At 62.1% G+C, this 21,223-nt stretch carries 19 protein-coding genes and 2 tRNA genes; 9 read left to right on the forward strand and 12 right to left on the reverse strand.

From position 1 onward, the window contains the following. Position 1: 1 nt before the first annotated feature. From infB to rimP, 4 genes are all read right to left on the reverse strand, one after another. Positions 2-2,794, reverse strand: a complete 2,793-nt coding sequence (gene infB / locus SAC06_RS07090) for a translation initiation factor IF-2 (RefSeq protein ID WP_350259170.1) — start codon at positions 2,792-2,794, stop codon at positions 2-4. A gap of 94 nt (positions 2,795-2,888) precedes the next feature. After that, on the reverse strand, positions 2,889-3,221 hold the full coding sequence (locus SAC06_RS07095; protein WP_350257609.1) for a YlxR family protein: 333 nt from the start codon (positions 3,219-3,221) through the stop codon (positions 2,889-2,891). A gap of 113 nt (positions 3,222-3,334) precedes the next feature. Further along, positions 3,335-4,423, reverse strand: a complete 1,089-nt coding sequence (gene nusA / locus SAC06_RS07100; RefSeq protein ID WP_350257610.1) for a transcription termination factor NusA — start codon at positions 4,421-4,423, stop codon at positions 3,335-3,337. A gap of 58 nt (positions 4,424-4,481) precedes the next feature. Next, a complete protein-coding gene (gene rimP, locus SAC06_RS07105; RefSeq protein ID WP_350257611.1) occupies positions 4,482-4,943 on the reverse strand; it encodes a ribosome maturation factor RimP in 462 nt (153 codons plus the stop codon). A gap of 133 nt (positions 4,944-5,076) precedes the next feature. Here rimP and SAC06_RS07110 point away from each other — a divergent pair, with 133 nt between their 5' ends. From SAC06_RS07110 to SAC06_RS07120, 3 genes are read left to right on the forward strand one after another with little or no spacing between them, the layout of a single operon-like run. Continuing rightward, positions 5,077-6,141, forward strand: a complete 1,065-nt coding sequence (locus SAC06_RS07110) for a hypothetical protein (protein ID WP_350257612.1) — start codon at positions 5,077-5,079, stop codon at positions 6,139-6,141. Then, on the forward strand, positions 6,128-6,361 hold the full coding sequence (locus SAC06_RS07115; RefSeq protein ID WP_350257613.1) for a hypothetical protein: 234 nt from the start codon (positions 6,128-6,130) through the stop codon (positions 6,359-6,361). The genes SAC06_RS07110 and SAC06_RS07115 overlap by 14 nt, the downstream gene beginning before the upstream one ends. Beyond that, entirely contained in the window at positions 6,354-6,740 is a 387-nt protein-coding gene (locus SAC06_RS07120) for an MGMT family protein (protein WP_350257614.1), read from the forward strand. Before SAC06_RS07115 ends, SAC06_RS07120 begins: the two co-directional genes overlap by 8 nt. Here SAC06_RS07120 and SAC06_RS07125 read toward each other — a convergent pair. The 6 genes from SAC06_RS07125 to SAC06_RS07150 form a co-directional block, all read right to left on the reverse strand. Further along, positions 6,737-7,507, reverse strand: coding sequence for an SDR family oxidoreductase (locus tag SAC06_RS07125; protein ID WP_350257615.1), 771 nt, complete (start codon positions 7,505-7,507; stop codon positions 6,737-6,739). The two genes, SAC06_RS07120 and SAC06_RS07125, sit on opposite strands and share 4 nt — an antisense overlap. Before the next feature lie 137 nt (positions 7,508-7,644). Then, positions 7,645-9,582, reverse strand: a complete 1,938-nt coding sequence (locus SAC06_RS07130; RefSeq protein ID WP_350257616.1) for an ATP-binding cassette domain-containing protein — start codon at positions 9,580-9,582, stop codon at positions 7,645-7,647. After that, positions 9,582-10,973, reverse strand: a complete 1,392-nt coding sequence (locus SAC06_RS07135) for a peptidoglycan-binding protein (protein ID WP_350257617.1) — start codon at positions 10,971-10,973, stop codon at positions 9,582-9,584. The genes SAC06_RS07130 and SAC06_RS07135 overlap by 1 nt, the downstream gene beginning before the upstream one ends. 375 nt (positions 10,974-11,348) lie before the next feature. After that, positions 11,349-12,236 (reverse strand): hypothetical protein, encoded by an 888-nt coding sequence (locus SAC06_RS07140; protein WP_350257618.1) that lies wholly within the window; start codon positions 12,234-12,236, stop codon positions 11,349-11,351. Between the two features lie 407 nt (positions 12,237-12,643). Then, a complete protein-coding gene (locus SAC06_RS07145; RefSeq protein ID WP_350257619.1) occupies positions 12,644-13,597 on the reverse strand; it encodes a hypothetical protein in 954 nt (317 codons plus the stop codon). Further along, on the reverse strand, positions 13,594-14,505 hold the full coding sequence (locus SAC06_RS07150) for a hypothetical protein (RefSeq protein ID WP_350257620.1): 912 nt from the start codon (positions 14,503-14,505) through the stop codon (positions 13,594-13,596). The genes SAC06_RS07145 and SAC06_RS07150 overlap by 4 nt, the downstream gene beginning before the upstream one ends. 1,036 nt (positions 14,506-15,541) lie before the next feature. Here SAC06_RS07150 and SAC06_RS07155 point away from each other — a divergent pair. The 4 genes from SAC06_RS07155 to SAC06_RS07170 all read left to right on the forward strand — a co-directional run bounded on the left by SAC06_RS07155 (position 15,542) and on the right by SAC06_RS07170 (position 19,248). After that, a complete protein-coding gene (locus tag SAC06_RS07155; protein ID WP_350257621.1) occupies positions 15,542-16,291 on the forward strand; it encodes a peptidoglycan-binding domain-containing protein in 750 nt (249 codons plus the stop codon). Between the two features lies 1 nt (position 16,292). After that, the gene (locus SAC06_RS07160; protein ID WP_350257622.1) at positions 16,293-16,937 is read left to right on the forward strand and encodes an ABC transporter ATP-binding protein; all 645 of its coding nucleotides are present in this window, start codon (positions 16,293-16,295) and stop codon (positions 16,935-16,937) included. Positions 16,938-16,987: 50 nt separating this feature from the next. Continuing rightward, entirely contained in the window at positions 16,988-18,019 is a 1,032-nt protein-coding gene (locus tag SAC06_RS07165) for a hypothetical protein (protein ID WP_350257623.1), read from the forward strand. A gap of 869 nt (positions 18,020-18,888) precedes the next feature. Further along, on the forward strand, positions 18,889-19,248 hold the full coding sequence (locus SAC06_RS07170) for a hypothetical protein (RefSeq protein ID WP_350257624.1): 360 nt from the start codon (positions 18,889-18,891) through the stop codon (positions 19,246-19,248). A gap of 110 nt (positions 19,249-19,358) precedes the next feature. Here the strand turns inward: SAC06_RS07170 and SAC06_RS07175 are convergent. Both SAC06_RS07175 and SAC06_RS07180 read right to left on the reverse strand, forming a co-directional pair. Further along, positions 19,359-19,430: transfer RNA gene (locus SAC06_RS07175), tRNA-Asn, on the reverse strand. 62 nt (positions 19,431-19,492) lie between these two features. After that, complete coding sequence (locus tag SAC06_RS07180; protein WP_350257625.1) at positions 19,493-20,005, reverse strand: hypothetical protein; 513 nt, start codon at positions 20,003-20,005, stop codon at positions 19,493-19,495. Between the two features lie 97 nt (positions 20,006-20,102). On the opposite strand from SAC06_RS07180, the gene SAC06_RS07185 reads away from it, so the two are divergent. Next, positions 20,103-20,179, forward strand: a tRNA-Ile gene (locus tag SAC06_RS07185). A 634-nt stretch (positions 20,180-20,813) separates the two neighbouring features. Then, the gene (locus SAC06_RS07190) at positions 20,814-21,032 is read left to right on the forward strand and encodes a transcriptional regulator (protein ID WP_350257626.1); all 219 of its coding nucleotides are present in this window, start codon (positions 20,814-20,816) and stop codon (positions 21,030-21,032) included. The last annotated feature ends 191 nt before the right edge of the window (positions 21,033-21,223 follow it).

Below are 21,223 nucleotides of genomic sequence, written 5' to 3' on the forward strand. Positions count from 1 at the left end.
ACTACTTGCGGGCGATTTCCTTCATTTCCCAGGTCTCAATGATATCGCCTTCAGCAATATCCTTGTAGCCCAGGGTGATGCCGCATTCGAAGCCTTCGCGGACCTCGGTGACGTCGTCCTTCTCGCGGCGCAGCGACTGGATTTCCAGATCGTCTGCCACCACGACGGAGTCGCGTACCAGCCGGGCCTTGGCCCCGCGGCGCATGACGCCGGAGCGAACAATCGAACCGGCAATGTTGCCGAACTTGCCCGAGCGGAAGACCTGACGGATCTCCGCCCGACCCTGCTCGACCTCTTCGTAGATCGGCTTCAGCATGCCGCGCATGGCCGCTTCGATCTCTTCCAGGGCCCGGTAGATCACCGTGTAGTACTTGATCTCGATCCCCTCGTTGTCGGCCATCTCCTGGACGCGCTCGGCCGGGCGGACGTTGAACGCGATGATAACCGCGTCGTCCACCGTCGCCAGGTTGACGTCGTTTTGGGTGATGGCACCGACCCCGCGGTGGATGATCCGCAGCTGAACTTCCTCGCCCACATCCAGCTTGAGCAGGGAGTCTTCCAGCGCTTCGACCGCACCGGAAACGTCACCCTTGATGATGAGGTTGAGGGTGTCGACCTTGCCTTCTTTGAGGACCCGATCGAAGTCTTCCAGCGTGACGCGCTTGCGTCGACGAGCCAGCTGAGCCTGCCGTTCGGCGGCCTCACGCTTGTCGGCGATTTGCCGGGCAGTCCGGTCGTCGGTCGCCACCAGGAAGGAGTCACCCGCCCGCGGCACCGAGGTCAGACCGAGCATCTGCACCGGACGGGACGGGCCCGCCTCTTCCAGCGCATTGCCGTTCTCGTCGAACATGGCCCGCACGCGCCCGTGGGCCGAACCCACGACCACCGCGTCGCCGATGTGCAGCGTTCCGCGCTCGACCAGCATGGTGGCCACCGCCCCGCGTCCCTTGTCCAGGTTCGCCTCGATCGCGACCCCGCGGGCACTGGCCTTCGGGTTGGCGGTCAGGTCCAGGGCGGCATCGGCGGTCAGCAGCACCGCTTCAAGCAGTTCCTCGATCCCCTGGTGCTGCTTGGCGGACACGTCGACGAACATGACGTCGCCGCCATAATCTTCAGCCACCAGACCGTACTCGGTCAGCTGTCCCCGAATCTTGTCCGGGTTAGCCTCCGGCTTGTCGACCTTGTTGACCGCGACCACGATCGGCACGTTGGCCGACTGGGCGTGGTTGATCGCTTCCACTGTCTGGGGCATCACGCCGTCGTCAGCGGCCACCACCAGGATGGCAATGTCGGTGACCTTGGCCCCGCGAGCACGCATGGCGGTAAACGCCTCGTGACCGGGGGTGTCGATGAAGGTCAGCGGACGGGTGGTGCCCTCGTGGTCCACCTTCACCTGGTAGGCACCGATGTGCTGGGTGATGCCGCCGTGTTCGCTTTCGACCACGTCGGTCATCCGGATCGCGTCCAGCAGCTTGGTCTTACCGTGGTCGACGTGACCCATGACGGTCACGACGGCCGGACGGGGCTCAAGGTGATCCTCGTCGTCGATCAGTTCAGCGTCCAGGTCAATGTCGAAGGACCCCAGCAGCTCGCGGTCCTCGTCTTCGGGCGAGACCACAACCACCTGGTAACCCAGTTCGGCCCCGAGGGCTTCAAAGGTTTCCTGATCCAGGGACTGGGTGGCGGTAGCCATTTCGCCCAGGTGGAACAGGACGGTCACTAGAGCGGCCGGATTGACGTTGATCTTCTCGGCGAAGTCAGCCAGCGACGCACCCTGACGGATCCGCACCTCCTGGTCGTTGCCGCGCGGGATCGACACCCCGCCAATGACCGGAGCGTCCTGCTGTTCAAACTCTTGGCGCTTGGCCCGCTTGGACTTGCGTCCACGCTGGTTGCGACCGGAGCCGCGTCCGAACGCACCCGGGGTGGCGCCGCGGCCTCCCCGGCCGCCGCGTGGGGCACCGCCGGCCGGAGCTCCCTGGCCTGCGGGGGCGCCGGTTCCGGCTCCCGCTCCCGGGCGCGGACCGGTGCCTCGTCCCCGACCGCCTCGTCCCGGAGCGGGACGCGACTCGTCGCGGGTAAAGCTGGCCGAGTTCGGCATCATGGTCGGGTTGGGACGGCCCTCACCGGAGCGTCCACCCGGGCGTGCACCCTGCGAACGCCCACCGGGACGCTGACCCTTGGCTCCGCCCGCCGGCGCCGAACCAGCCCCCGCACGGGGACCGGGACGCGGGCCGGGGCGAGGCCCACCGGAGCCGCCAGGTCGGGGCATGCCCTGACTGGAGGCGTAGGGGTTATTGCCGGGGCGAGGCCCACCGGGGCGCGGACCGGGCCGAGGCGCAGACGGCTTCGGACCGTCGGCCTTGGGGGCCGGTTTCGGCGCGGGAGCCGGCTTGGGCGCCGACTCGGACTGATCTGGGGCCGGGGCGGGAGCGGCCGGAGCGGGCTCCTGCGCCACGGCGGCTGCCGGAGCTGCCGGCTCCGCGGGAGCCGCCTCAGCCGGAGCTGACTTGGCCGGAGCCGGGGTGGCCGGCTCTTCCTTCGCTTCGGGCGCCTTGGGCCCGGGACGAGGTCCACCCGGCTTGGGTCCGCTCTTGCTGGACTTGGGGGCCGGCTTTTCCTTCTCGGCGGCGGCCGAAGCCGCCTTGCTGGCCAGGCTCTCGCGAGCCATCCGCACAATGGGGGCCTCGATGGTCGAGGCGGCGGACTTGACGAACTCACCTTTCTCCTTCAGGTGAGCCAAAAGTTCTTTACTCGTGATTCCGAGCTCTTTCGCGAGCTCGTGGACACGCATCTTTGCCACAATTCTCCTGTTCGGTTCGTCCCGGACAGGAGACGAACGACTAATCCTGCTGGCAGCTCATCGCTGGGTACTCATCGGGTGCCCATCAGCTTCCAACCCGCTTTCTTTCTTCGTCGGTGGCGCGGACGCGCCCGTGTTGTACACCGTGACCCGGTTCCCCGGGGGTCACCAGTTCCAGTGCGGCGGCCAGCGCCGCCTCTGTACGCAGATTGCTTTGCCGGAAGGAGCGTGCCACGCGTCCCGGGGTCAGCCCCAGACGGACACATGCAGCCCGGGGATGAACCCAGGCCCCCCGCCCTCCCAGTCGTCGGACCGGATCAAGAATGATCTGGCCGTCCTGGCGGACCAGGCGCAGCAACTCACTTTGAGGAGCCTTTTCCCCACAACCCACGCAGGTTCGCGTCGGCGTATAGCTCACAGGCAGGCCTCACTGGTGAAGTGGACAGTTACCCGTCTAGTCTAGTCCAGGCCCCGGCCAATTCCGGGGACCATTTTTGAGCAAATGGTCACGCCGGGCCCCGGTTGTGCTGACTAGTCGCCAATCACCTCGGTCTGGTCTCCCTCAATGATGACGGCTTTCCCGTCGGGGCTGACCTCGGCGGACAGGTCGGGAACGGAGGAGCGGGACACGCCCAATTCCTCCCCCTCCGCAGTGTCCGTGTCGGCGTGAATGTCGATGTGGAAGTTGGTCAGGCGGGCGGCCAGCCGGGCATTCTGCCCTTCCTTGCCGATGGCCAACGACAGCTGGAAGTCCGGGACAATGGCGGTTGCGGTCCTGTTGGTTTCCGAGTGGACCACAACCCGGCTGACCCGGGCTGGGGACAGCGAGTTGGCCACAAACCGGGCCGAGTCGGCCGACCAGTCGACGATGTCGATCTTTTCGCCGCCAAGTTCGGCCATCACGTTGCGCACGCGCCCACCCATCGGTCCGATGCACGCTCCCTTGGCGTTGATGCCGTCACGGGTGGCAGCCACCGCAATCTTGGTCCGATGCCCAGCTTCGCGGGCAATGGCCTTGATCTGGACCAGTCCCTCCTGGATTTCGGGGACCTCCCGGCGGAAAAGTCCTTCAACCAGGCCGGGGTGAGTGCGTGAGAGCAAAATGCGCGGGCCGCGATCGCCGCGATCGACCGAGACTACGAAGGCGCGGATGCGGTCGCCGTGCTCGTAGCGTTCCCCGGGGACTTTCTCGCCTTCAGGCAGAATGGCTTCAAACTCGTCACCGATGCGCACCAGGGTCAGATTGCGGTCCCGAGCCTGCTGAACGACGCCGGTAACCACCGTGCCCTCTTTGCCCGCAAAGCTGCCGAGGACCCGGGAATCCTCCGCCTCGCGCAGGCGCTGAGCAATGATGGACCGAGCGGTGGCGGTGGCAATTCGACCAAAGTTGGACGGAGTGTCGTCAAACTCGCCGATCTGGTTGCCGTCCTCATCTTCGTCGGCGGCCCACACGATGGCTTTGCCTGACTTCTGGTCCAACTCGATGCGCGCGGGGGTGATGGCCCCGGGCAGGTTGTGGTAGGCCCGCAGAAGCGCCTCCTCGATGGCGTCGACCAAAGCGTTGGGGGAAACCCCCAGCTCTTCAGCCACCGTGCGCAAAGCTGTCATGTCGATTTCCATGGCAGGCATCCTTTCTTGCGACCCGTTCTTCTATTGTGCTGCGACTCGGAGAATTATCCTAGCCAAAAGTTACCCGCGGCCTGGCCTTACGGACCTCATCGAAAGTAATCTCACGTTCCCCATCAGGCAAACGCAACGTGAAGGAGTCCTCGCCCACGGCGGTGAGCTGCCCCTCCAACTTCTCACCGTCGACCGTCTTGACCCGAATGGTTCGGCCCAGGTTGCGCTGGTAGTGCCGCAGCGCCTTCAGTTCACTTTCCGCCCCGGGAGTGCCCACCTCAAGCGTGTAGGTGCCGGTCAGGGGGTCGGCCGCATCCAGCGCCTCAGAAAAAGAGCGAGACAGTTCAGCGACGTCGTCCAGCGGAAGAGAGGCGGTTCCCTCCGCCCGGTCCACGGTCACTTCCAGCACGGACTCTTCCCCGCGCTGGACCAGGCGCACGGATTCAACGACCGCGTCCGCGGTCACCGCCAGCGGTTGAAGGAGGGCCAACACCTGCGCTTCGACTGCCTCTGCTTCCACCATTCCCCCTCAAAATCATCCTCGTGGGTGACGCCGAGCGCCCCCACCCTCACGCCCATGTTACCGACATCGGCATACAATGATGCTACCGTTTTCGCCCGCCACGCATACTGCGTCTCACTCAGGAGGCACCGTGTCCCCTCGTCGCTCCCTTGCGGCAGTCCTGGCTGTCGCAGCGCTGCTCGGAGCGGGTTCCATCGGTGGATGCGCGGGCACGGACCCGGCGGGTTCCCAATCCGGGACCAGCGCCGGCCCCCAGCTGCCGCGCCTGAGTCCAGCCCAGCGGGTGCGAGACGAGGTGGCCCGCTCTGAAGCTGCCATCGCCACCGCCAGTCAAACCTTGGCCGACCTGGCCACCCGGTGCAGCGAGTGCGCCGCGGCTTTGAAGCAAACGGCCACCGACGCCCAAGCGCGCCTGGCTGCTGCGGGGGGCCAGTGGAGCCCCTGGCCCGAAGCAGACTCCGAAGAATTGGCTGAGCTGCCCGCGCCCCTCCCGGTCGGGGACGCTCCGCTCCAACCCAACCGCCTGGTCGGCTACCTTTGGCAGACGGCCCGCACCCAACTGGAAGAGCTGGCCGGCTTGAACGAGGTGGATTCGGCTGAGCGCAACACGTTGGCCGCGGTCCTGCTGGGCCGGCTGGCCTCCGCTCAGCAGTTGGCCAAGGCCTACTCGGTGGACGCCAAGACGGAGGCCGAAGCCCTGGAGCCCGAGGCCACCCTCACATCCGCCGGGCCCTCCGATCCGGCCGGGACCACCGGTGCTCCCAGTTCCAGCCAGTCGGGTCCCCAGTCCGGCGGCGACGTCGAGCAGTCGGTCGCGCAGGGTTACGACTGCCTGAGCTCAACCTTTGGCACTTCGCCGCTGCTGGCCCAGGACCCAGCTGCCGAGCAAAAACTGTATGACGAGCTAATTCGCCGCCAGGTGCAGTTGGCTCAAACCACCGCGCTGGCTCAGCGTCCGGCCCGGTGCGCGTTGGAGTTCTCTACCGTCGACGACCTGTTTGCCATGCTGCTGGCAACAGACATTGACCTGCTGAACAGCCCAAATGACCAGGTTCGGCAGTGGGCGGAGGATTGGTTGAGTGCGGACCTGGGCCGCTGGAGCCAGTTCGGCACCGTGCCAACCGTCACCCCTGGGCTCCGCTCCGCCCCGACCACCCCCGCCACTGAGAATGAAGCTGACGATGAGCAATCCTGACCACCCGACCTCCCCGCGACCTCCCCGCCAACGCCACCGGTGGGCCCTGGGAACCTTCCTGGCGGTGGCAGCGGTGTTCCTGCTGCTGACCGGGCTCTTTACCCTGCCTCCGCTAGTGTTGCGGGTGCTGTACGTGGTGCTGGGGGTCAGCGCTCTTTACCTGATGTGGGAAACCATGTCGGTGATGATTCACAAGCGCCCACCCGAAGAAGATGAGTAGGCCCGATCGCGACCTGTTGGAGGAGGCGGTGTTCCGGGTGGTGGAGGCGATTCCTCCGGGCCGGGCCGCCGCCTACTCGACCGTGGGACAGGTGGTGGGGACCGGTGCTCGGCAGGTGGGACGCCTCCTGTCGCAGGCCGGAGCCCCCCTCCCCTGGTGGCGGGTGGTGAACGTGCGCGGCGAACTGCCACCCGCCCTGATTGCCCGGGCCCGACCTCACTGGGAGGCCGAGGGGACCGCGCGACGGGCGGGCACCGCGCCCGAGTTGGGGCTGGACCCGCGCCGACTGTTGAGCCCGGAGGAACTGGCCCGCCTAGCCGAGCCGTCCCTGGCCGAGCTGAGCCAGCTCAGCCAGGCCGACCCCGGCTCCCGCAACTAGGGGCGCATCCCCAGTCCCCCCTGGATTTGGATGGTGTCGCCGGTGACGTACTTGGCGTCCTCGCTGGCCAGGAACAGGCACACCCCGCCAATGTCTTTTTCCGCGTCGCCGTAGCGGCCCAGGGGAATCGCCTGGATGTTCTTCTCAAACATTTCCGGGTTCTCCCGGCCCCAATCGGCCAACCTGTCTGTCATCACCAGGGGGGCCACCACGTTGACGTTGATGTTGTACACTCCCCACTCGTGGGCGGCCACGCGGGAAAGTCCGCGGATTCCCTCTTTGGCCGCCGCGTAGGAGCTCTGCCCGGGGTTGCCGGAAATGCCCGCTCCCGAGGCAAAGTTGATCACGGATCCGGCCGACTCTTTCAGCAGCGGGAAGGCGTGCTTCAGGAAGAAGAAGGTCGAGTACAGGCCCGAGTAGATGGCCAGGTCAAAGTCCTCTTTCGTGTGTTCGACCAGCAGCAGCCCAGAAGCTGAAGTCTGGGCGCTGTTGATCAGGACGTCGAGGCGCCCAAAGTGGCTGCGCACCTGTTCCACGGCCACCTGCACCTGATCCTCCTGGGCACCGTCGACCACCAGGGACAGCACTTCGGTGCCGAAGGCCGATTCCAGCTCCTGCTGGGTCCGCTCCATCCCAACGGGCGAAATGTCGGTCAGCACCAGTTTGGCTCCTTCGCGCGCGAACGCCCGGGCCACCCCGCGGGCAATTCCACCCCCACCGCCGGTGAGCACGACAACTTTGCCGTCCATTCGATTTTGATTGGTCACGTGATCCTCCTTTGTTCCGGTCGCGAACGCTGCGTCGCGCGCACGCCCCGGGCCGCTTTGCCCGGGGAAACACCGCTGCTGCCAGCGTAGCTTGCCGGTCGGATTTGCACCCCAAGTTTTGGGACATCAGTCCCGGGTCAGGTGGTCCTCAATGCATCCGAGGGCTCAATCTTGGCGGCCCTGCGGGTAGCAAACAGGCCCCCAAACAGCCCGACGACAATCCCGCCGAGGATGCCAATTGGGACCAGCGCCGGATGCAGGACCGGCTGCCAGTGCCGGGCCAGGGTAATCCCCAGAATCACCAGGATCGAAGTGTAGGCGCCAACCACCCCACCCACCAGTCCGATGATGAGCGACTCGGTGAGGACCAGTCCGGTGATGTGCTTGCGCCGGGCCCCGATGGCTCGACGGAGCCCAAACTCACCGGTGCGCTGGAAGACTGCGGTTGTCATGGAGCTGGTCAGCGAGAGGACCGCTGCCAGCAGCGCCACCCCGGTCAGGGTGTACAGCATGGTGGCCACGTTGGACTCAATCTGCTCGCGCATCTCCACCGGATCCGGGGGTGCATCCACCTGCACCTGGTCCGGCGCCGCCGGAATCCAGGCGACCGGGCCCTGCAGCCCTACCTGCTGCGCGGCCCCCGGCGCCACCCGCAGCTCCACCGACGCGTAGGACGGATCGGCCTGGATCAGGGCAGCCCGCTCGGTGGTAATGATCGAGTTCAGCAGGTTGATCTGCAGGCCCGCGTCGGTCAGGATCCCGACCACTTCTTTCGGGACCCCACCAATCCAAACCACCGGGGAACCAAGGACCGGCCCCAACTCAATCTGGTTGGCAATCTGGGAGCCGATGATGACCTGGTCATCGTCGATCTGGGTGAGGGGGGTCAGTCCGGGCGCACCGCGGTCCACCGTAAACAAGCTGTTAGGCAACTGCCCCTCCACCAAGCCGACCACGTCGATGAGCGAGGAGCCATCGGGTCCACCTGCCGACGGTCGGGTTTGGACCGGCACGCTGGCGTGGGTGACAAAGACCGCCACATCTTCCACGCCCGCCAACTCCTTCAGCCGGTTCAGCGATGCCAACGAACCGGCCTGATCTATTAGGACCTGACCGGCAGTAGTGTCGGCGGTCCCCTGCACCGAGGGCGAGGCCATGGCTACCCGCTGGTTTCGCTGCGCATCAAAGAGGTCGGACACCTGGCCGGAGGCGGTCTGAGACAGGCCGATCGTGGTGAGAGCCAGCCCCACCCCCAGGGCCACCGAGCCGATCAGGGCAGCCGTGCGGCCTTTCTTCGCCGCCAACCCCCGCCAGGCATCCTTCAGCCCGTCCCAGATCCGGACCCGAGATTCGGTTCCCTCGCCCATGGGAGCGAGCGGGACCGAGCTCGGCGCCAGTTCGGGTTGGCTCTCATCCGTGACCACCCCGTCGAGCACGCGCAGACGCCGGTGAGCCCGGTTGGCCACCCCGGGATCGTGCGTGACCAGAATGACCGTCGCCCCACCCTGGTTGAGCCGCTCCAACGTGTCCAGGACGGCTCCGCTGTTGTGAGAGTCCAGGTTTCCGGTGGGTTCGTCTGCCACCACCACCGGAGCTCCGGAGGCGATGGCTCGGGCAATGGCCACCCGCTGGCGTTCGCCGCCGGACAGGTTGGCCGCCTTCTGCTCAGCTTTGTGGGCCAGCCCAACAAAGCCGAGGGCTTCGCGCGCCAGCTCAAGACGCCTCGCCTCGGGGAGGGCCCGGTACAGGGTCCCCAAGGCCACGTTGTCTTCCACGGTTCGCCCGTCAAGGAGGTGAAAGGACTGGAAGATGAAGGCAAAAGTGGAAGAGCGGATCCGGGCCCGGCTCACGTCGGAGAGGTCGCTGGTGGCCAGCTCATCGACGTAGTACTCGCCGGTGGAGGGGGAGTCGAGCAGGGCCAACTGATTCAGCAGGGTGGATTTTCCCGAGCCGGACGGCCCCTCAATAGCCACGTACTCGCCCTGTTGAATGGTGAGGCTGACGTCCCGCAAAGCCTCAACCGGGACGGTCCCCGGATAGGTTTTCCCCAAATGCTGCAGCCGGAGCGTTGCCATCAGCGGTCCACCCGCAGACGCATCCCCTCGTGCAGTTCGGGCGAGTCCTCAATGGCACACATGCCCGCCAGACAGGTCTTTTGCACGACGGGCACCTGCTCGAAGGTCCCGTCTTCCATCTGAACTAGGATTGACGTCCCCCCGGACGCGTCGGCCGCAATGGCCCGCGCCGGCACCTGCAGCACGCCCAGCAGCGGCTCCGTCAGGTCCAGGGAAATGAGGATCTCTTCGCTGCCCGCCCAATCCGCCGGCAGCGCGCCCTGCGTCGGGGCAAACTCGACAGTGGACTCGGCCGAACTTTCACGGTTGCTGGCGCGTTCGTCCCCACCCGCCTGCTCCTCCTCGGGCGCTGTGATCTTGGAGATCTTGACGGGCACGCTCTTACCCCCGAGGTCGGCAGTGCCGGTCAGGGTGTTGGTCAGGCGAACGGCCACCGTCCCCGGGAACTTGGCAGAAAGCGTGATCTGGGAGCCCGCCAGTTCCAGCTTGGCGTTGTCTCCGCTGAGGACGGTCCCAACCGGCGGAACCGAGACGACTTTCGCGGGCAGCGTGTCCATCACGACGAACTCTGACATCGGCGCGTAAATGACCTTCTTAGGTTGGGTAGCTGGCTTGGAGCCATCCCCTCCCCCACCTGAACTGGAAGGTGCAGAGGGGTTCGCGCCCGGTGCCCCGGAAGGGCCGGGAGCGGTCGAGGGAGCCGGATCGGGCGCTGGCGCTTCGCCCCCGGACTGGGCTGGATCCGCCCCCGTTTGCACCCGAATCGAGGCCGGGTCGGCCGCCGCCGGTTGTCCGGCGTCTTTCGTGTCCTCATCACGCATGGGCGCGCTGGCACCCACCGACCGATAAAGATCCTTCAGCGCCGCGGCGGTCCGGGGGCCAAAATCGCCGTCCGGATACAGACCGTATCCCATGGCAGCCAGGCCTTTCTGCAGCATCAGGACGTCTTGGCCGGTATCTCCTTGAGCGATATCGCGAAAGAAGGGGAATTGGCCCGGCAGGGCAAAAAGCGGGCGATCGTTGGTCCACAACACAACATCACCGGCTGTCACCTGGCCCCCGGCACCCACCCCTGCTTCGGTCACCACGGACAGACCGGTTCCAGCCGGCAGTGCCACCGAGCGCGAGTCCGCCCGCACTGCACTGGCCATCACGGTGGTCCGTTCAACCAGGTCGGCGCGTACCAGTTCAACCACCACCGGTTCCATTGGTGGGGGCTCGGCCGCAGCTTGGCGTTGGGCCGGAGACTGGAACCGTACCGCCAGGACCCAGGTGCCCAGAATCAGGGCCACAGCTACCAGAATCGCACCAACCACAAGCCAAATTCGCTTCTTCCGGCCGGTGGACAGCGCCTTCTCATTCGGCTGGGACGGCTCATGTGCTCCGCTCATACGATCTGATTCGCTCTCGATTTGTGTTTCATTTCCAAGCGGGAAGCTTGGTCTCTGGACGATTTGGCCCTGACTGGCTCTGGAGTTTTCTCAAGCAGGCAAAACTTGTCTGCACCTGTCCGGCCGACGTGGCCCGACCTGGGCCCAACGATAGCATCGAACCCCTGCCTGAATTTTGCTTTTTCGCTTGGCTCTGATCCATTTTTGAACCGTTTGTTCCATATCCGCAGATCAGACGCATGATCGGATTCAGATCAAACTCGAACCGTTTACCAAAGTAAACAGGTCGCTGTCCACCTGCTGATACCGACCGCGCCGGGGACCGGCTCTAGCCGGAACATTCAGCGGAAAAACGGTGGTCAACTTGGATGCGCTTCATTGGCCCCGCTCCTGGACGATCTTCAGGTAGGCTTCCTTTTGCGCTTCGTACTTCTGTCGGCTCGCCTCCAACTGGCGGTAGTGCTTGGTCAGGTAGCTGACCTCCGCATCCCACTCAGCGTCATAGCGGGCTTGACTCCACCCGGAGGAGTCCCGACACTGCGCGTCGTAAACTGCCACCTTGATTTCCTCGGCGCTGGGTGGAGGAATTTCCCACGGGGCCACATCCTGATTCAACCCCCATTCGGAGTACTGACTGTCGGTCGGGAGCCCGGTGAGGGGGGTTGCGTCGGGGGGAAGATCTGGAATCCCCAGCGGTTCCATGCATTCACGCCAACGGACCGCGGCCTCCTTGACCGCGGGGTCACGGTCGGCGGAATCGACTGGAAACCCAAACGAGAAGACGTCCTGATTCGGGTCGCCCCCAAGATCTTGCAGCGCCTGCTGCCGACAGTTGTTCCATGTTTCCCAGGTCTGCGGGTCATTCAATTCGTCGCTGGCATTATTTCGAGTTCGGTCCTCCATCCTGACCCGCGGGTCAAGCTGTTCGTGATAGCCAAACTCGGCCGCAATCTCCTGGTTGAACAGCCGCCGTTGGCTGCCGTTCATGGTTTTAGGAGCCGGACCGCTAGGATCAAACCTCACCATCCGGAAAGTGATGCCCGCTGCCTCTAGGCACGGCTCTGCCTGCAAATCCACCGCGTAGTCTTCCAGGGCAAATGGTGGCGGGTTGTACGCATCGGAAGGCAGGGCCCAGGTAGAAATGTCCTTTTGCACCAGCACTTGGACGCCCCCACCAGCTTCCGCTGGACGCTCGCCACTAGTCGGCGCACTCTGCCCGTCTGGGACCTGGGCGGAGCAACCTGCCAGAAGTAAGATCGACATGGACAGGGCACAGATTCCTTTGCGCTTCACGGCTCAATCACTCTGCCTCTGGAGTTGGACGTTGAACTGATCAGCAGGTTCCGGCATCTTGATCCGAGGTGATGCCCCCCACCGCGGCCCGAAGGCTCCGGCCCAAACAGCCGGAGCTGAGGCGATCTCAGGGCCGGTCGCAGTCCCCCCCCAGAGCCCAGGCCACTCCAACCTGTTTCTCAATGAAAAAACCATTTGCCATACGCCAATTGGGGATCTATTCAACTGGTGAGCACCTATGCTTAGCCAAATTGCAGGAGCAGCTTAGCTCGCTGCATGTCCACACTCTATCAAACGCACTTGAGCTGGGCGGTCTAGCTAGATTGAGCAAAACCCAAACAACGGCTAGGCATACCCACTCAGGTGGCAGGTACTGATCATTCGCCGTGTTCGCGAATCTCGTTCAGGTAGGCTTCGGTGATGGCCTCGTACTTGACTCGTTTGGCTTCCAGTTCCTTGTAGTGCTTAGTCAAGTAGGCCACCTCGGCATCCCACTCAGCGTCGTAGCGAGCCTGACTCCACCCAGAAGAGTCACGACATTTGGCATCAAAGATAGCCGCCTCAATCTCATCGGCACTAGCAGGTGGAATATCCCAAGGCGCAATATCATCGGGCCAACCCCACTTCTGCCTTTGACTACTGGTGGGCACCGGAGTTCGAAGCGGTGCGGCATCTGGCCCCAAATCGGGAATACCCAGCGGTGCCATGCAATCACGCCAGCGCGCCTCAGCCTCAAGCACCGCCGGATCTCGATCTACCGAGTCAATCGGGAACCGATACGAGTAGCCGATCATCTCAGGGTCACCCCCCAACTCACGCATCGCCTGCTCCTCGCACGCATGCCACTGCTTCCACACCTGCTCATCACTTAGCTCCGTGTCAGAGTGATTCCGCTTGCGATCCTCCCAGTTAATCCTCGGGTCAAGCTGCTCGTGATACCCGTACTCAGCCGCAATCTTCTGATTGAAGATTCGATCACCAGCCGCATTCTTGGTTTCCGGACGAGCACCATTGGGATCAAATCGGGCCATCCGAAAGCTGATCCCTGCCTCCTCCAGACAGGGCTCAGCCTTCAGGTCAACTGCGTAATCTTCTAAACTCAGTTTCGGCGGGTAATACGCGTTCGAAGGCATCGCCCACGAATCCACATCCTTCTTTACCAAGATCTGCACCCCACCACCAGACGCAGCCCCGCCCGCCCCAGACACAGACGAGCAAGCCCCCAACGCCAGCGCAAACAGCGAGACTATACCCAGACCAAATGCCCGCTGAATCAAAAACCTAGACATGAACACCTTCTTGACCTTGAATGACAGATTGCTGAGGATCATTCGCCGTGTTCGCGAATCTCGTTTAGGTAGGCTTCTGTGATGGCCTCGTACTTAACTCGTTTGGCTTCCAGTTCCTTGTAGTGCTTAGTCAGGTAAGCTACCTCGGCATCCCACTCAGCGTCGTAGCGAGCCTGACTCCACCCAGATGAGTCGCGGCATTTGGCGTCAAAGACTGCCGCCTCAATCTCATCGGCACTAGCAGGTGGAATATCCCAAGGAGCAATATCATTGGGCCATCCCCACTTCTCAACCTGGCTATTGGTGGGTACCGGAGTCCGAAGCGGCGCGGCATCTGGCCCCAAATCGGGAATACCCAGCGGTGCCATGCAATCACGCCAGCGAGCCTCAGCCTCAAGCACCGCCGGATCTCGATCTACCGAGTCAATCGGGAACCGATACGAGTAGCCGATCATCTCAGGGTCACCCCCCAATTCACGAGTCGCCTGATCCTCGCAGGCACTCCACTTCTCCCAAACCTGTTTATCATTCAGCTCTGTGTCAAAGTGGTTCCGCTTCGCATCTTCCCAATTGGTTCGGGGGTCCAGCTGCTCGTGATACCCGTACTCAGCCGCAATCTTCTGATTGAAGATTCGATCACCAGCCGCATTCTCTGTGACTGGGCGAGCACCATTCGGGTCATATCTGGTCATCCGAAAGTTGATCCCAGCCTCCTCCAGACAGGGCTCAGCCTTCAGGTCAACCGCATAATACTCCAGGCTTATGTCCGGCGGGTAATACGCATTCGAAGGCATCGCCCACGAGTCCACATCCTTTTCAACCAAGATCTGCACCCCACCACCAGACGCAGCCCCGCCCGCCCCAGACACAGACGAGCAAGCCCCCAACGCCAGCGCAAACAGCGAGACTACGCCCAGACCAAATGCCCGCTGAACCAAAAGCCTAGACATGAACACCCTCCGAGATCAGCGTGTAACACTCACGCATCTTTTGCACGGTACTTCCTCAAGACAAGACCTGTCGCATCCCTCAGAATCGCCTTTTTCGATCCCATTGACGGTCTTTTACTCGACCTCAAAAAGGGCGCCGAATGAGCCCTCAAGGGATCCTTAAAGTCTTGATTGGAGGTGGCAAAAAAGGTCTCAGCCCAAGTCGACAACCGATACGGATTGTCACCCTGACTTAACACCAGGCCCAGGCTAGACCTCGTAGCCACTGGTCGTCTCTCACTGTCAGTATCGGCCAGATTGTCAACCTTACGCAGAATCCTCCCCTGTCCGGCAGAACGGTCACCATCTAGCAACAGACTGACAGGCATGATCGCAACCACCTCTCCCCAGCCAGCTTGCAGACATAACCGCAGGTCAGGACCTCTTTGACGGGAAAAATTCACTTCTCAGGCCCCTCCGATTTCGACCGGTCCTCAACGACGCAGCTCCACGGTATCAAACATACTGAAAGGGTAAAAGGAGCCGAGCCGAATTTGTTACAATTTGCGTGTAGACCTTCTGCAATTATGATTCTCAAAACATAGGTCAAACCCCTTCTGACCTGCGGCTGAGTCGAAGTAAACCCATGGTTCAACCAAACCCACCCACCCAAACACTTTCACCTCGCCTCAGGTCGGCTTCGCGGTGCCAGCGCCTGGTCCGATCTGGAACTGCCCTCCTAACTGCCACAGCTCTACTAGCTGTTGGGTTCTGGGCTGGACTGGTGGTAAGCCGAACGGGCGCTCCCACCTCGGAGCAGAATGAACCGAGTCTTGAGGTGACTGTGAGCCAGCAAACTCTCGGACGCACTCTAGGGCTAAACACCTCGGTAACCCAGGCTCGGGTCCCTGTCGCAACCAACTTAACGAGCGGAGTGGTCACCTGGGTGAGTGACCAGCAAGAGTTTGGGGCAGGTGATCTGCTTTACCGAGTGGACCAGATGCCCGTGGTTGCAGTGGAAGGGCCTACCCCCTTCTACCGAGCGCTCTCTAATGGAATGGCAGGCTCTGACGTTGAGCAACTGAACCTGATGCTAGTAGCTTTGGGATACCTCTGGGCCAGCGACGACCAGTATGACCAGTGGACTGAAGCTGCAGTTCAGCAATGGCACGAGGACCAGGGACTAGACCCCACCGGGTCGGTCCCCTTGGGTCAACTGGTTGCGGTCCCCCTGCTTCCGACCTCGCTGAATCTTGACCGAGAGCAGCTCCGTCCCGGTGCGAAGTTGAACGGCGGCGAGGAGCTAGTCACTCGGGTGCAGTCCACACCCGAGTTCATCCTCAGCCTTACGCCCAGCCAGGCAGCCAGCATTCCCCCGGGTGCAAAGATTACCGTGCGCCTAGACGATCTGACTTGGGACGCCGTAACCGCGGAGACAAGGACGGATGATGAGACTGGGCAAATCGAGCTGGTTCTGTCAGCTCCTGGTGGAGGTCCGGTTTGCGGGGACGAATGCCACAGTCTGCCCGGAGACGAACAGCTTTTCCTACCAACTGAGGTGGTCCTAGTCCCAGAGGTGTCGGGGCCGGTGGTGCCAGTCGGCGCTCTAGCCGTTGAGCCCGATGGTTCGGCTTTTGTTCAGGTCGTTGCCTCTTCCAACAATGTTGAGCATCGACCGGTGCAGATCCTGGCATCAGATCGGGGAATTGTCCTGGTCAGCGGAGTCGAAGTCGGCGAGAAAGTAGCATTGGCTTCCCAGTTGGTGGCTGGTCAACTTCCAAACGGACAGCCACAATCTGGAGAGTGAAATGCAAAGCACGTTGGAGGTGGCGGACCTCAGTTTCGCCTATCGGAAAGATGGACCCGACCTTTTCTCCGGGCTCTCGTACAGTTTTCCAGACTCGACAGTTACTGCTCTTACCGGCCCCTCCGGCTGCGGGAAATCAACCCTGCTCTATCTGCTTGGACTGCTGTTGACCCCTAAATCTGGTCAAATCAGGTTCCAAGGTCAGCCAGTCAGCACTTGGCCCGACCAGGACCGCTCTCGCTTGCGTGCCACCAGGCTCGGATTCGTTTTTCAGGACTCCCAACTGGATCCGACTCGAAAGGTTTCAGCCTGCGTCAGCGAGCCCGGACTTTACTCCGGTGGAAAATCGACACAGTGGCGGACACGAGCGGCACACCTTCTGGCAGAGTTTGGGCTGGAGCATTTGGGCGATTCCTACCCTACTGAGATCTCAGGGGGCCAAGCCCAACGCGTCGCAATCTGCCGAGCAATGCTGGTGAGTCCTGCCGTTATCCTGGCTGACGAGCCAACCGGAAACCTTGACCGAGCCAATGCGGAGCTAGTTCTATCTGCTCTGTCGGATGCGGCACGCCTTGGAACGACGGTGGTGATTGCCACCCACGACCCGTACGTCCTTGAACATGCGCAGGGGGTGATGGAGCTATGACAGCGTGGACATTGATCCGTGAAGCGTTCCGCACAGCCAAGGCTCAGAAAGTGTCATCGCTGGTAGTGGCTCTGATTGTTGGAGCAGTCTGCTTTGCGATTCTAGCCTCCGTTGGTCAGGCAGCAGCAAATTCACGCAACATCGATCAGCGCCTGACTGAAGCTGGCGCTCGCGTATTGACCGTGACGGATCTGAGTGGCGATCACCTGATCAACCAGGCACTGATTGACCTAGTCCAATCTATCTCTGGGATTGAGACTGCGGTTGGTTTGGGGACCCCGGTTGATGTCAGCAACAGTCGAGTTCCAGGCGGAGCCAAAGTCCCCGCATGGGAAGTCTCCAATTTGGACCAGGTACTGCAAGTTTCACCAATGGTTACTCTGCAACCCGGTGAGGCGGCCGCCACCCAGTCCGCGCTGGACACCCTTCGCTTTGCCTATCCCAGCGGCGCGGTGGAATCGCCCCGACGCGGGATCATCCCACTGGTTGCCCAGGGGCTGCTCAGGCCAGGATTTGAACAGCTTGACCCCGGGATCCTGGTGATAGCCACACCCGACACCGAATACAGCCAGTTGAAGATCCTGGTCGGGGACATTTCTTTTGTGCAACCCATCAAAGAGGCCGTTTTGAACACAATGGGGGCCAAGACACTTGACCAGGTAGACGTGGAGGCTCCCAGCGGACTGGCGTTGGCCAACACGGCCTTCTCGTCAGAGCTAGCCAAGTACAACCGCACACTGCTGTTGGGAATTCTTGGGGTAGGAATCTTTTTGGTCTCCCTGATCTCTTTGACCGATGTACTGTTGCATCGGTCCGACCTGGGTCGAAGAAGGGCCCTGGGGATCACCAGAGCCAGCCTCACTATCCTGACAACCACACAGATAGTCATCCCAGCCGCATTTGGCTCTTGCCTTGGAGCCGGCTGCGCACTGCTCTACTTCGGCCGGCTCGGGCTGGCCGCACCGCTCGATTTCGCATTGGCCGTCATCATCCTGTCCACCGGCACCGCCCTGCTGGCGGCAATCGCCCCTTCCTGTTGGGCTGCATTTCGCGACCCGGTCTCAGTACTGCGAACCCCATGATCGAATCTCGGTGTCGCTTGACCGCGCACAGTCAGTCGCTAAATGATCTCACCAGTCCCCGACCTGCGATAATAGCAAATACACACCACAGCGTGTAGGCTATCCCCTGGCAATGCTTGCTTCTCTCGGTTCAGCGCAGTACCCTGCAGATAGGCTGTTGGTTTTTGTCTGTTAGTGATAAACACAGCGATCTGACAGGATTAACCAACAAGACTGATTAACTGAAGATGGGCCGCTTTCGGAGACTCCTCCAACAACCAATCGAGCTCACACCGGCCGAGGCGGATATTACGGGCATTTCTGGCTAAGTCAATGCCCGGCACGGCTCCAGCCGTAATGTTTCCATCGAGCGTCGCTGGCACAGTCGTCAGCCCCCAACAGGAATGAGAGTTGATCCTGGTTGCCCAAACCAGCCAATGCTTATTCCGTGCGGTCAGCTTTCGAGAACTCCACTTGTTTACAGCTCGAAATTAAAGCTAGCCCCCTATAACACTAAAGGAGCACAATTGAAACTAAGATCATTTCCACTGCTCGCAGCCCTGGCAGCCATCTCCCTGGCTGGGTGCGCCGGCCCCTCCCGGCCGGGCGAGACCGGGGCCTCAGAGCCGACCACCAGCTATGACCAGTGGACGCCAACCACCCGCGTTAGCAAGGTCGAACTGTCAGATCAGGACCGGGAGAACGCCAGAAAGACCTGGCTTGAAAGCAATCGGGCCACGTTAGGGGTGCCTGAGTCTCAACCGCTCCCCACTCTGTCCCGTTGGGTTAGCGGCGGGGAGGGCCTTCAACCAGCCGCTGATTGCATTAGAGAGGCCGGCTATGAGGTCAGTGAAGCTCCGGGTGTCTGGGGGTTGGACCTGGGTGCAGCCATGGCTTCACCCTCTGCCGCCATCCAGATCTGGCAATGCATGGGGATGTACCCGTCCGAAACAATCCTGATTCCGTCCGGCAGTGAACAGTTAGCCGTCAAATACGAGTACTACACGGAGTTTCTGGTCCCGTGCCTGGAAGACCAGGGGGTCGAGTTCATCGCCGACCCTCCGTCGAAAGATGTCTGGATCGCACAAATGCAAAACTTGGGCAGTACCTCTGAAGAGATCTGGCTACCCGACACTCCCCTGTCGTGGACCCCGGACAGTCAAGCAAAGTTCTCCGGCCGGGAGGAACTATCAAGCCTGTTCGAAGCCTGCCCGGTTTTGCCTCCGATCAAGTATCTGACCGGCTGGTAACCCCCGGATCCGGCCACCGAATCAGAGGCCGAACTGACCCGTCTCCACACGCCAAAAAACCACCGTCTCCACCACCCTGGTTCAGGATGATTGGAGCCAGTGGCTCTGAGCTCCCGCGGTTGGACTCGAACCAACAACCGTTCGATTAACAGTCGAATGCTCTGCCATTGAGCTACGCGGGATCGCTTACGTAGAAGATACTAGTCGGCGCTGAGGCCGGTGAGCAACTCAAGGACTGTGACCCTTACCTCGCCCCATCTCCCACTGGGCCCAACCCAACTTCGGCCCTCACCTCGTCCTCCAGGCGGCGAGCCAAGATCTCCTCTTCGGGGGGTAGGTAGCCCTGGCACATCACGGTAGAGAACAGCGCATTGTCCACCCGACGTCGCACGGTGGCAGTCAGGAGCGCACCCGAAGGTGTCACCTGCTGACGTGAGACGACTAGCGCCCGGTCAACCCGACTGGTCAGCACCCGCATGAACTTCTCCGGGTTCTCTTCCCGCGTGACCACAAGCACTGGGTCCCAGTCCGGCTCGGTCCAGATGACGGTCAGCTCCCGGCTCTGGGCCTTCCAGGTGGCGTATTGAACCTCGTACCACATGCCCGAGGCAGCCAATTCCCCGTCCTTGATGACATAGAGGGCGTGCTGGCCGGCCACGATAATTGAGCCGTCTTCACCCTCAACAAACGGGGCGTGCCGATCGCCCGCAGGAATCAGATTTACTGCCTCATCTGGAACAGAACGCGTAGAGAACATGCCTTCAGCGTAGCGCTAATTCCGGCGCCTTTCTCCGTTGGCCTCTGTCGACCCGGTTCGGTTCCCCACTTGGCCGTGGGCTAAGATATTGCCCATTGCCCCTGTAGCTCAGTCGGTTAGAGCAGAGGACTCATAATCCTTTGGTCCTGGGTTCGAGTCCCAGCGGGGGTACCAGGGTCAGAAGCCGCACTATTCGTTGAAATGGTGCGGCTTTTGCATTGCCTTCACCAGGCAAAAACCCACTCCCCCAGGCGTCCAAAATCGGCAGGGGTACCCTATGCGGTACCCTAACTGGCTTTAGTAGCAAAAGCCCCTGGGTGAGCGAGACAGTTCCCCAGGCAGAAAGTGGGGGTCAAGACCTGCAAAGTGATCCTGTTTCAGCTTGATCCGACCGGGATACCACTGCATAGTAATGAGTGTCAGCTCGGAGCAAAAGCAACACCCAAAGCAGCGCAAGCTTAGATCAGCAGAACTTGAGTTTTGCTTTCAGCGCTATCCCAGTTCTGCCTGCACTATGGCAGCTACTGCGGGACAAGGACGGTAGCTAAGAAGGAACGCGGGGATTGAAAATGAACGAACCATCTTCAATCCCCGCCACTCAAGCCTACTCCGGGCTCCAGCACCGAGAAAGGGAAGAAACAATGAAACGAGACCTGATGGGGGTCGCGGTCATGCTGGCAACCACCGCAGCCCTCCTGCTACTAACCGACAGAGGCACAGGCTGGAAGCCAGTAGCCGCCTGGTCACTATGCGCGGTGGGCTGGGCACTCACCGCCTGGAACGTACTGGTCCAACAGGGCAGCAGAAAATGAGCGTGCACTACCTGGCACTGCGGGACGTAGCAGAGCGGATCGGAATCACCGAGGGAACCGCGCGCGGCTACTCCGGCCGGGGCATCCTCCCAGAACCAGACGCGCTCACCGGCTCAGGCCCAAGAGCCGTGCGCGGATGGCTACCCGAGACAATCGACACCTGGCAAGCCCAACGCCCCGGACGCGGAGCCCGCACCGACCGAGCACAGCCCTAACACACAAATGTCCCCCCGCCCAAGCCCGGGTGGGGGGACACGTATGCAGAGGCAAAGCCTAGAGCCTAGGGAAATCCGTTGCTCGGGTCGGCATACCAGGTGAACGAGGAACCAATAACCAGGAGTCGCAACCGCAGACCTAGGCGGCGACGCTGCCCGGCAGTGGAATCTGGGGCAGCTCTACCCGGCCC

Source organism: Scrofimicrobium sp. R131, from assembly GCF_040256745.1.
In the GTDB taxonomy this organism is placed as follows: Bacteria; Actinomycetota; Actinomycetes; order Actinomycetales; family Actinomycetaceae; genus Scrofimicrobium; species Scrofimicrobium appendicitidis.

Excerpts from the sequence above, each read along its gene's own strand:
- infB (WP_350259170.1), bottom strand. The coding sequence starts at position 2,794 with ATGCGTGTCCACGAGCTCGCGAAAGAGCTCGGAATCACGAGTAAAGAA.
- SAC06_RS07160 (WP_350257622.1), top strand. The coding sequence starts at position 16,293 with ATGCAAAGCACGTTGGAGGTGGCGGACCTCAGTTTCGCCTATCGGAAA.
- nusA (WP_350257610.1), bottom strand. The coding sequence starts at position 4,423 with ATGGAAATCGACATGACAGCTTTGCGCACGGTGGCTGAAGAGCTGGGG.
- SAC06_RS07150 (WP_350257620.1), bottom strand. The coding sequence starts at position 14,505 with ATGTCTAGGCTTTTGGTTCAGCGGGCATTTGGTCTGGGCGTAGTCTCG.
- SAC06_RS07180 (WP_350257625.1), bottom strand. The coding sequence starts at position 20,005 with ATGTTCTCTACGCGTTCTGTTCCAGATGAGGCAGTAAATCTGATTCCT.
- SAC06_RS07140 (WP_350257618.1), bottom strand. The coding sequence starts at position 12,236 with ATGTCGATCTTACTTCTGGCAGGTTGCTCCGCCCAGGTCCCAGACGGG.
- SAC06_RS07155 (WP_350257621.1), top strand. The coding sequence starts at position 15,542 with ATGGCAGGCTCTGACGTTGAGCAACTGAACCTGATGCTAGTAGCTTTG.
- SAC06_RS07190 (WP_350257626.1), top strand. The coding sequence starts at position 20,814 with ATGAGCGTGCACTACCTGGCACTGCGGGACGTAGCAGAGCGGATCGGA.
- SAC06_RS07145 (WP_350257619.1), bottom strand. The coding sequence starts at position 13,597 with ATGATCCTCAGCAATCTGTCATTCAAGGTCAAGAAGGTGTTCATGTCT.
- SAC06_RS07115 (WP_350257613.1), top strand. The coding sequence starts at position 6,128 with ATGAGCAATCCTGACCACCCGACCTCCCCGCGACCTCCCCGCCAACGC.
- SAC06_RS07120 (WP_350257614.1), top strand. The coding sequence starts at position 6,354 with ATGAGTAGGCCCGATCGCGACCTGTTGGAGGAGGCGGTGTTCCGGGTG.
- SAC06_RS07170 (WP_350257624.1), top strand. The coding sequence starts at position 18,889 with ATGGCTTCACCCTCTGCCGCCATCCAGATCTGGCAATGCATGGGGATG.
- SAC06_RS07135 (WP_350257617.1), bottom strand. The coding sequence starts at position 10,973 with ATGAGCGGAGCACATGAGCCGTCCCAGCCGAATGAGAAGGCGCTGTCC.
- SAC06_RS07130 (WP_350257616.1), bottom strand. The coding sequence starts at position 9,582 with ATGGCAACGCTCCGGCTGCAGCATTTGGGGAAAACCTATCCGGGGACC.